Annotated in this window: 11 protein-coding genes; 7 read left to right on the top strand and 4 right to left on the bottom strand. The window is 43.8% G+C overall.

Annotation, left to right across the window (positions count from 1 at the left end; genetic code table 11):
• Positions 1 to 236: 236 nt before the first annotated feature.
• From JI65_RS15760 to lysA, 4 genes are all read right to left on the bottom strand, one after another.
• Positions 237 to 893: a DapH/DapD/GlmU-related protein gene (locus JI65_RS15760; protein ID WP_242457277.1), complete on the bottom strand. Its 657-nt coding sequence runs from the start codon at positions 891 to 893 to the stop codon at positions 237 to 239.
• 96 nt (positions 894 to 989) lie between these two features.
• Positions 990 to 1,232, bottom strand: coding sequence for a GlsB/YeaQ/YmgE family stress response membrane protein (locus JI65_RS15755; protein WP_191018117.1), 243 nt, complete (start codon positions 1,230 to 1,232; stop codon positions 990 to 992).
• 108 nt (positions 1,233 to 1,340) lie between these two features.
• A complete protein-coding gene (locus JI65_RS15750; protein WP_191018116.1) occupies positions 1,341 to 1,898 on the bottom strand; it encodes a nitroreductase family protein in 558 nt (185 codons plus the stop codon).
• Between the two features lie 252 nt (positions 1,899 to 2,150).
• On the bottom strand, positions 2,151 to 3,416 hold the full coding sequence (lysA, locus tag JI65_RS15745; protein ID WP_191018115.1) for a diaminopimelate decarboxylase: 1,266 nt from the start codon (positions 3,414 to 3,416) through the stop codon (positions 2,151 to 2,153).
• A 266-nt stretch (positions 3,417 to 3,682) separates the two neighbouring features.
• On the opposite strand from lysA, the gene JI65_RS15740 reads away from it, so the two are divergent.
• The 7 genes from JI65_RS15740 to JI65_RS15710 all read left to right on the top strand — a co-directional run bounded on the left by JI65_RS15740 (position 3,683) and on the right by JI65_RS15710 (position 10,481).
• Positions 3,683 to 5,776 (top strand): methyl-accepting chemotaxis protein, encoded by a 2,094-nt coding sequence (locus JI65_RS15740; protein ID WP_191018114.1) that lies wholly within the window; start codon positions 3,683 to 3,685, stop codon positions 5,774 to 5,776.
• Between the two features lie 214 nt (positions 5,777 to 5,990).
• Positions 5,991 to 7,352, top strand: a complete 1,362-nt coding sequence (gene hflX, locus JI65_RS15735) for a GTPase HflX (protein ID WP_242457276.1) — start codon at positions 5,991 to 5,993, stop codon at positions 7,350 to 7,352.
• 322 nt (positions 7,353 to 7,674) lie between these two features.
• Positions 7,675 to 8,145, top strand: a complete 471-nt coding sequence (locus JI65_RS15730) for a flagellar basal body-associated FliL family protein (RefSeq protein WP_191018113.1) — start codon at positions 7,675 to 7,677, stop codon at positions 8,143 to 8,145.
• A gap of 88 nt (positions 8,146 to 8,233) precedes the next feature.
• Positions 8,234 to 8,374, top strand: a complete 141-nt coding sequence (locus JI65_RS17710; protein WP_340138456.1) for a hypothetical protein — start codon at positions 8,234 to 8,236, stop codon at positions 8,372 to 8,374.
• Positions 8,375 to 8,579: 205 nt separating this feature from the next.
• Entirely contained in the window at positions 8,580 to 9,161 is a 582-nt protein-coding gene (locus JI65_RS15720) for an RNA polymerase sigma factor (protein WP_191018112.1), read from the top strand.
• Positions 9,151 to 9,636 carry a hypothetical protein gene (locus JI65_RS15715; RefSeq protein WP_191018111.1) on the top strand — a complete coding sequence of 162 codons (486 nt, stop codon included), beginning with the start codon at positions 9,151 to 9,153 and terminating at the stop codon, positions 9,634 to 9,636. The genes JI65_RS15720 and JI65_RS15715 overlap by 11 nt, the downstream gene beginning before the upstream one ends.
• A 158-nt stretch (positions 9,637 to 9,794) precedes the next feature.
• Entirely contained in the window at positions 9,795 to 10,481 is a 687-nt protein-coding gene (locus tag JI65_RS15710; protein WP_191018110.1) for a YkgJ family cysteine cluster protein, read from the top strand.
• The last annotated feature ends 5 nt before the right edge of the window (positions 10,482 to 10,486 follow it).

Raw genomic sequence — 10,486 nt, 5'->3', positions numbered from 1 at the left:
ACCTCCGTTAGCGATTGATATAAACCGCCCTAGAAAGTCTGGTACACTTCATTTACGGGCGGTTTTTTTTATTGCTCTTATCCTATTTTTTTAGGAAGGTGAGCAGTTCTATAACAAGAGTGATAATTGCGATGATTAACATCGCTGTTTCGTACTCCGTCACAGACAGCCTCCTTCATTCGTGAGAATTCGGAGGCAAGCCGCCGCAAATCGAAAACGTCCCCTACAAAAAAATACTACACGAATCGGGTAGGAACGACAAGATTAGGACTTGGAAGAATCTGGGCGGGATTGCCAGCTACGGTTGTGTTTTCGGCAACGTCGTGAGTCACTACGCTGCCGGCTCCGATTATCGCACCGTCGCCCACCGTCACGCCGGGAAGGAGAATCGCCCCGGAACCAATCCACACACGGGCTCCGATTTTTATTGAGGCAGGATAAATTTTTCTTCGTTCAAGCGGATTTTTGTCGTGGTTCAGCGTCACAAGAATCACGTTGTGACCTATTTGAGTGTCGTCCCCGATTGTGATTCCGCCCTGGTCCTGGAATGTGCACCCGGAGTTTATAAAGACACGCTTTCCTACGGTAATGTTACGCCCGCAATCAGTGTAGAACGGCGGATGCAATTTGAACTGCTTGTCAACTTTCTTTCCGATAAGAATTGAAAAAAGCTGTCTCACGATTTTTGGCTCATGATAGGAGCCATTAAGAATGGAGGTGAGTCTCATCGCTTCCTCGCTTAAAAATGCACTGAACCGCATGAGAGAATTTTCAGAAGTCATCGGTTCGCCGTTTTTCATTTTCTCAAGGAATTCTTCAAGGTAGGGTTTTACGTCGGAAGTTATTTTGCTTGAAAAAAGAAGTTTTTCTTCATCTTTTTCAACGTTTTTCATAAAAAAATCTGTCAGAAACTGGCTGGCTGAATAAACAGATGGATTTTTACGTAACTCCGGTTTGTCGTAAAAGACTTGCCGGAGCACGGAAAAATTTTAGCGGCGTTTTCCGAAAATGAGCCTGAAAACAAAAATCAAAAGACAGGCACCAATTACAGAGAACCCGTAGTTAATCAACGCGCCACCGTGAACACCGAGAACGCCCTGAAGCCAACCGCCAACCCATGACCCCAAAAGACCGCAGACGATGCAGCCCAAGATTCCGATTCCGCTTCCCATGATGAATCCGGCAAGCGCACCAATAAGAAGTCCGATTACAAGTGTTATGATAAGATCCATATTGAATCTCCTACAAAAAAATTTCCGCCACTCCGAAACGAATCAAAATGACGACTGAATAATTTATGGGTACATCGAAAAACTGAAGCTTTTCGAAGTTTCCTTATACTAGAAAATCTTTAAAATATCTTCAAGGGTTTTTCTGCCAGGCTTTACAGGCTCGTCGGAACGCATTCCCACTGAGATTACAGCCATAACTTCCTGACTTTCTGGGATTTTGAGAGCGGATTTTAACGCAGCTGAGTCACGCAAGCCCATTATGAGCGTGTCAAATCCAAGTTCACGGGCCTTCAAAAGAAGGAGTGAATCGCTCAAACCGAGGTCGTAAGCGCCCCACTCGTTTCCGCATTCGTTGTCTGGAACAAGTTTTTCTTCAGACTTGCTGAATCCAGAAACGTTTTTCTCAAAGCAAGAGACGATCAAAGCCACGGCGTTCGTGCATTTAGGCCTGTTACGTTCAACTAACGCATTTGTTACCGAGGCGATTTTGTCGTCCGAAAGCGCAACGTAGTATCGGTGAGTCTGAGAATTCTTCCAGCTAGGCGCATTCTCCGAAACAAAAGAAATAATTTCTTCAATCTTAGACTTTCTCTCATCAAAAGAAAGCCCCGCGTCCTTAAAATGCCTTACGCTCCGTCGTTTAGAAGCAACTTCATCTAAAGTCATATTTTCCTCCTTTTCTCCCTATTTTCGCTCCTGAAGATTCTATGCCGAAATGAATTCGGCATGACGTTTTGCAACATAAAAAAATCTGTTGGGCAAGTAGCGAAGATTCCGAAACAAGTTCTGAATGACATTTTACGCTAATTTTCCCAAAAGAGTCAGGGCACACAAGCTTATGTTGCTTCCGTGCTCAGTCATCATTTTTTTGAAACAACGTAGAACGCCCAACAGATTTTTTACAAGTTGATAAAAGCGTTATTCAAAATTCTTTACGCCGTCCAAATCGAGCGTCGCGAACAAGTCGTCGATTGTCTCGCGTCTTCGGATTTGCTTAACCTCGCCGTTCTCGCGCAAAAGAAGCTCGCCGCAGCGGAGTTTTCCGTTGTAGTTGTAGCCCATTGCACGTCCGTGAGCTCCCGCGTCATGAATTATAATCAAGTCGCCCCTGTCGATTTTTGGGAGCGGGCGCTGAATCGCGAACTTGTCGCAGTTTTCGCAGAGCGAACCTACAACGTCGTAAACGTGGTCTTTAGGAGCGTTTTCCTTGCCAGAAACCGTAATTTCGTGGTAAGAACCGTACATGCCAGGGCGCATCAAGTCTGCCATGCAGGAATCCGTTCCGATGTACTCGCGGTAAATGTGCTTCTCGTGAATCGCAGTGGTGACGAGCCAGCCATAAGGTCCGGTAATCGGGCGACCGCATTCAAAGCAGATTCGCATCGGGTCAAGACCTGCAGGAACGATAAGATTCTCGTACAGCTCGTGGATTTTCTTAGCCACGTAGTTAAGGTCAACTTTTTTCTGGTCTTCGCGGTAAGGAATTCCGATTCCGCCGCCAAGGTCAACAAACGAAATCTTTACGCCGGTCTTTTCTTTTACTTCAAGAACCAAATCAAAAACAAGCTTTGCGGTATCAACAAAAAAATCAGGATTCAGTTCATTCGAAGCCACCATCGTGTGGAGCCCGAATCTTTTTACTCCGTTTTCCTTTGCTATTCTGTAGGCCTCAACCATTTGTTCGCGGGTAAGGCCATATTTTGATTCCTTAGGATTTCCGATTATCGAGTTGCAGCCATGTTTCGCGCTGCCCGGATTGTAACGGAAGCAGATTGTCTCTGGAAGTTTTCCGAGAGATTTTTTTAGGAAATCGATATGAGTTATGTCATCAAGATTGATGATGTCGCCTTCGGCAAAAGCGTACTGATACTCAGAAGCCGGAGTCTCGTTCGAAGTGAACATGACGAACTCGCCGTTAAGACCGACCATTTTCGAGAGCATAAGCTCAGGGAGAGAAGAACAGTCAGTTCCGCAGCCCTCTTCCGCAAGGATTTTGAGGATATAAGGATTCGGACAAGCCTTTACCGCAAAATATTCGCGGAACTCAGGAAAAATCGAAAACGCCTTGATAAACTCACGGACATTCTCGCGAATCGCCTTCTCATCATAAATATAGAAAGGAGTTGGAAAATCTTTTGTGATTTTTACCAATTCATCGTGCGAGAGTGGAAAATTTGAACTCATATCGTTACCTCGTTTTTTTAAGTTGCCTTATTCTAACAATCCGAGGGCAATGTGTTCAACGGGTAAGAACAACAGAATTCGGAAATCATTTTTTAGCACACGGACTTGCTGAATCCTGCACTAGAAATTTAAGGTCTAAAGTCCCATCAGACCGTCTGAAAACTCAATTTTCAGTGTCTCCCCTTAAATTTTTTTTACAAAAAAAAATATTTCTCTTAAGTTAGAATTAAAGTATAATGAAGAGAATTTGAAAGGAGATTAAGAATATGAAACTAAAAAAACTTGTCCAGAGCCTTGAAGTCAGGCTTATCATAATCATACTTGTAATTTTTACGCTTTCAAACGTCATAACAGTTTCAACAGCACTAAAACTTTCCACAACTTCCACAGAAAAAACGGTCTCACGGCTCGTAGATTCCGTTACCGAATCCGCCGGAAGCAAGATACAAAATGATGCCGAGAAACACTTCCGAATGATTGAAGCTCTTTCGCGGGCAGATTTTTTACGGAACGACGAAATGCCTCTCTTTGAAAAATGCCAGCAACTCACAAAAATCTCGAAAGTCAGCTCTGAATACGAGAACATCGGCTTTTACGATGCCGGCGGAAACAGCTTTACCGCAGCGGGGCAACAGATTCAGCTCAAACGAGCATACATCGACGCGGCAATGAGGGGCGAAAACTACATTGCGGATCCGGCCATAAACCCGATTACGAACGTGCTCTTTCAAATTTACGCAGTGCCAGTTTTTGACTCAAACAACACTCCGATTGGCTGCGTAGTGGCAAATGTTAACGGGGACGTTCTCTCAAAAAAAATCGAGCAGATTTCGTTTGGAACGACGAATTCAAAAATAATTGTAGTAAACCGAAAGACAGGAAAAATCGTCGCATCAGTCATTCTGGATGAAGTTGTAGAAAATCAGAATTTTCTTACAGACTCTCCTGCAGAACTTTCAAAAATCGTTGCGGAACTTATAGCCGGAAACACAGGAAGCCAGGATTTTTCAGATTCCAAAACCGGCGAAGAAATGATTGCAGGCTACAGACCGATTCCTGGAACCGACTGGTCAGTTCTTGGAGTCTGCGACAGGAACGACTTTTACGCGGACGTAAACAGAATGTCAAGCGTTATCGGAACACTCTCACTGCTTCTGCTTCTAATTGCCTTTTTTGCCGTTGGCATAACAATGACAATCAGCCTAAAACCGTTAAGACGGCTTAGAAATGCCATTGACGACGTGGCAAGCGGAGATGCGAACCTTACAAAAAGAATTGCCAGCCGCGGGAACGACGAAATTTCCGATGTTATAAAAGGCTTCAACTCGTTCATTGAAAAACTCCAGAACATCATAAAGCAGGTTAAGGACTCAAAAGAAAAACTTGGAATGGCAGGCGTGGAACTTCAGTCAAGCACGGATGAAACAGCGGCGTCAATCACGCACATTCTCGCAAACATCGATTCAGTCCACACACAAATCACGAATCAGTCAAATTCCGTTCATGAAACTGCGGGTGCCGTAAACGAAATTGCATCAAACATCGATTCGCTTGAAAAAATGATTGAGAAACAAAGTTCCGGCGTTTCGGAAGCAAGCGCGGCAGTAGAGCAAATGATAGGAAATATTGGCTCTGTAACTTCATCAATCGAAAAAATGTCACACTCATTCAATTCCCTTACGCAAAGCGCGCAACACGGAGCTGAGATTCAAAACGAAGTCAATACAAAAATCGAACAGATTAAGAATCAAAGCGAAACTTTGCAAGAAGCCAACGTTGCCATTGCGGCAATCGCCGAGCAGACAAATCTTCTGGCTATGAACGCGGCAATCGAAGCGGCCCATGCGGGCGAAGCCGGAAAGGGATTTGCGGTCGTTGCAGACGAAATTCGAAAACTTTCAGAAACGTCTGGCCAGCAGTCAAAGACAATCGGCGAACAGCTCACGAACATTCAGAATTCAATTTCGGGTGTTGTGTCGGCTTCCGTTCAGTCAAGCGAAGCGTTCGGCAGCGTTACAAACAAAATCAAGGAGACGGACGAACTTGTACGCCAAATAAAAGCCGCAATGGCTGAACAAAACGAAGGCTCGCAGCAAATCAGCAAAGCCCTCCAAGCCATGAACGACTCAACGCTCGAAGTTCACACGGCAGGAATAGAAATGTCGGAAGGAAACAAATCGATTCTTGAAGAAGTGCGAAACTTGCAGGACGCAACAGGCGTAATGCAGGACAGCATGAGCGAAATGTCCGTCGGGGCGCAAAAAATAAACGAGACCGGCGAAACTCTCAGAGTCATTGCAAACCAGCTAAAAGATTCAATTGACGAAATCGGCTCGCAAATCGACAAATTTAAGGTTTAGTTTTTCAGGGGAAAAACTACAGTGTTGGGTGGGGAGGTTGCATGTGTTCACGAAATGCGGTGGCAAGGAAGACCTAATTTCGTGGCCTCTATCCGCCCCACTTAGCAACAAAAATTTGCAAACAAATTTATCCTCTTTCACAATTCACAATTCACGATTTTCTCTATCACAAACCAGCACAAACTTGTATTATAATTTTTAACGGAATAATTTAATGGAAATAATCAACTTAAAAGAAGAAGAGGAAAAAAAGATTCGCGCACTTTTAATCGGCGCACCGAATGCTGATTTGAGCGAACTTGAAGGTCTCGTAAAAACACTCGGACACGAAATAGCCCGTTCGGTCGTGCTGAACCGGCTCGAAGTTTCGCCTGCCTACGGAATGGGCAAAGGCAAAGCAGAAGAGCTTGCATCTCTCGCAAAAGAAATCGAAGCCGACGTAATCATTTTTGACTTTGAACTTGAACCACGAAAACAGCGGAACTGGGAAAAACTCGCAAAAATTCCGTGCTACGACAGGCAGGAAGTAATCTTGCGGATTTTTGCACAGCGCGCCCAAACAAAAGAAGCCGTCCTTCAGGTTCAGCTTGCACGTCTCGAATACTCCCTGCCGCGTCTCGCCCACTCTTACGGCGACATGGCACGGCAGCGAGGAGGAAACTTTGGCGCGAAAGGTTCAGGCGAAACCCAGCTCGAACTTGACCACCGCGCAATCAGGGACAAAATCGCGGCTGTAAAAAAAGAGCTTAGCCAAGTAATAAATGACCGCGAAACGCAGCGAAAACGGCGCGAAAAAGTGCCCGTACCGTCTTGCGCGCTCGCAGGCTACACGAACGCGGGAAAATCCTCGCTTTTGAATGCGCTCACAGGTGCGGACGTTTTTGTTGAAGACAAGCTTTTTGCAACACTCGACCCGACAACGCGCAAACTCCAGCTCAAAACAGGCACAGCCGGCGAAGCGGGTGCAAACATTTTGCTCACCGACACAGTAGGATTCATCTCGCGCCTTCCGCACAGCCTTGTAAACGCGTTCAAATCCACACTTGAAGAAGCGCAGCGAGCGGATTTGCTTTTAATCGTACTCGACGCGAGCGACCCGAATGCGGAATTCCAGTACAACACTGTCATAAAAGTCCTTACCGAAATCCACGCGGAAAAAACTCCAAGAATCATCGTGCTGAACAAAATCGACAAACTTGAAGAAAACGACACTCAGCTCACGCACTTGGAAAATCTTTTTCCAGAATCCATAAAAATCAGCGCAAAGACGCACGAAGGCTTTAACGAGCTTTCAAAAAAAATCTGCGACGAACTGATGGGAAAAGAAAAAAGCTACATTCTCCCAATGGAAAAATCAAACCTGCTTTCAGAAGTGCGAAAGACAGGAATTATTATAGAAGAAAACTGGCTCGAAGACGGAATTCACGTCAAAATAAAGGGCGGTGAACTTAGAAAGAATCCTCGGCTCTCAAATCTTCTAAAGCCGTACTGTCAGGACAGCGAAGAAGACGCTCTCGCAGAAAAAGAAGAATACGAGGAAACCAAGCCAAAAAAAACTTTCATGTCTGATTGGTAGGTTTAATTTCGAGTTTCACAACCAAATAAAAAATGCGGTAACGGGAAGAAAAGTGGAACGACAGCATTTTATGCGTGGTTCATAAAAATGTTCTTGCAGAGCAAAACTGAGGAAGGCATTCCTGAAGGTTCGCAAGTAGACAGCGACGGCTTTGCCGGAAAAAACTGTGAGACAGTTTTTTAGCGATTCTCGCGCAGTCGAATACCTATTTTCTTCAGTTTGGCGCAACAGACGCGCTTTTCTGATAGTGGGCGCATTTTTTTACATTGACTTAAAAACTTGACATTCGACTGGTAGTCAAAAAAACGAAGAGGAATCAAAAATGACTTTGAACAAAATTCTGATTGCCATTGCGGCAACAATTTTTATCGGAATCATCGCGGGAACAGCAGTTTCGCTCGTCTCAAAAAAAGGCTCTCTCGGAAACGGACTTCGAAAAATCGATCCAACGCCGGAGCAAGTAAACAAAAAAGAAGGTTCGCTCGCTTTTAACGAGGTAGGCAAACTCCGAATCTCCACAAAATCCGACGAGGAAAACCTTCGGGCCATAGTGGTCGTATCCCCGTGGCTCCAGTACGAGGAAAGCGACACAGACTTCTACGAGGAAATGGACAGAAAACTTTCCAGCATCAAATCGATTTTTAACGGATATTTTTCAAGCAGAACGAAGGCAGAGCTTCTTGCAAAATCCGAAAATTCAATAAAAACAGAACTTTTAGACCAGGTGAATTCAATAATGGTGCTCGGGAAAGTGAAAGCAATCTACTTTAACGAACTCCAGTACATTCAGTAATTTTTGCAACTTTTTTGTTTTTTGACTGTCAAATATTATGGCATCTAAAAAATGCCGTGTGGCAATCAAAAGTAAAAAGAGGAATAAAATGAATACAACACTTCAAAGCAGTGCGGCACAAGTAATGCTAGCTTTAATTCCAATCGTCGGAATAGGAATCGGCGGTGTCGTGATATTTTTCTCGCTGCTTTGGCATCATCATGAGGTTAAGCTCCAAATCAAAATGTGAACTTACCGCAAACAAAAATTCAATTTAAAAATCTACTCGCTTCTAATCGGGCTTGTCCTTGTAGGAGTCGGGCTGATTCTCTCTCTTTTCTTTGCCCTGACGAAAGGCTCTTCACCGGCACTTCTTGGCGGACTAATTCCACTCGGAATCGGAATTTGCCTGCTAGTTTTCTACGGGCTTTACCCAGAAGACAAAAAATCACCTGATGAAGAATGAACCATTTAAGAACATAGAGCGTTTGCTCGCACAAAAAAGAGATGCGAATCTCATAAAAGCCGCACTCAACAATGACTCAAAAGCTTTCGAAAAGCTGGTGAATCTTTACAAAAAACGGGTCACCGTACTTGGCAAAAGTTTTTTCAAAAATGATGAAGATACGGCAGATTTTGTGCAGGAAGTTTTCGTCAAAATTTACACAAATCTCTCGCAGTTTCGGGGCGATTCTTCTTTTTCCACGTGGATAACCAGAGTCGCCTACAATACGGCAATAAATTCCTTGAACCGCCGGCAGGAATACATTCCGCTGGCAAACGAGGAACTTTTGGAAGGCAGAAATTTAACTCCAGAGGAAGAGGAAGTAAGAAGAATCACGATGGAAGCCGTAAGAGAGGCACTCACAGACTTGCCAGAAAAATATTCTGTTTGTCTGGAACTGTATTTTTTTCACGACTTTTCATACGAGGAAATCGAAGCAATTACCAATTTTCCGCTGAACACAATAAAATCCAATATTTTTCGTGCAAAAAAAATCTTGCGTGAAAAATTGAGGGGGTATTATGAAAACTAATGAATCAAAAAAAGAAGACAAAAAATCAATTTGCGAAAAACACATGAATCAATATCTTATGCTCGACAAAAATGAGCGCTTGCCTTTGAGCCTTACAATTCATCTTTTGAGTTGCAAGGAATGCCGAAGGCAAGTAAAACTGCTCACAATGGCGGAGCGAGTTGCCGCTGAACCGCTAAAAATCGACTTTCCGGTCTCGGCAACCAAAATTTTGAACGCTGTCAAAAAGCATTATTTTGGCTGGCTTCCAGAAATCAAACCAGTCTCAATGACAAAATGGGTTGTCGGAGGCATCTTGATGATTATTTTTATGCTGGCATTCGGCATTTTTACGAGAAATTCTCAGGACGAAAATCTAATTCTCGCATTTTATTTAGTCTTCGCGGGTGCAGTAACAGCGTATTGCGCACTTTTTGTGGCCATAAATTTGGACTACTTCGTAAAGGGAATAAAAAAATTCCAGCTCTCTTTGTGAACTTTTAAAAAGTCGAATTTCTACCTTTCTATTTTACAAAACAGAACCGTGTGTCATTATCGGGCTTGTCCCGATAAATCTGTACACCTAAAACAGTGAATGAGAGGATTGGTAGAAACTCGAAATTGAACCTAAAACTTTCTTCCAAGGAAAAATTTATGTCCGAAATTTCTTCAATACTCGAAAAACTCAAAAATACTTCAGTTCACGATATTCTTGTTGAAATTGAATCTGCTTACGAGCGAATTTCTGATGAGCAGGCAAACTGGTACGAAACAAGTAAATTCACCTGCCCTTCTGGTTGCGGAAGTTGCTGCAATGGCTTTGAGCCAGACATTTTTGAAGGCGAAGCTCTTTACATGGCGGCATGGCTTTTGGAAAACCAGCCAGAAACGGCTTTTTCAATCCTAAATGACTCTTATCCGTTTGACAACGGCAAAGACACATGCCCAATGTTCAACCCGGACAGCCCCTACCATTGCTCGATTTATGAAGGCAGACCGTTCATTTGCCGATTGTTCGGAGCAGCCGGAAGCCGTTCCAGAACGGGAGAAAAAGTCTGGAGACCTTGCAAATTCTATCCGGAAACGATACTAAAAAAACACATACCGCCGATTGAAAAACGGCAGTACAACGAAAGCGAAACGCTGAATCTCTTCGGAACACTTCCCCCGATTATGAGCGACTTAATCGAGAGCACGGTTTCATTCGCCGCTCATGCAGAAGAAACGTTGATTCTCCGGGAAATTCTTCCGCAAAAAATAAAATTTATTCTTTGGCTAATCGAAATGAATGACAACAATAATCCGAACGGTAGCCCGTCAAACACGCCATTTGCAGCATAAAAAAA

The sequence above is a fragment of the Treponema zioleckii genome (assembly GCF_014737315.1).
Classification (GTDB): Bacteria; Spirochaetota; Spirochaetia; order Treponematales; family Treponemataceae; genus Treponema_D; species Treponema_D zioleckii.
The sequence above is the reverse complement of the archived record's forward strand: the minus strand, read 5'-3'. Positions and strand labels throughout refer to the sequence as shown.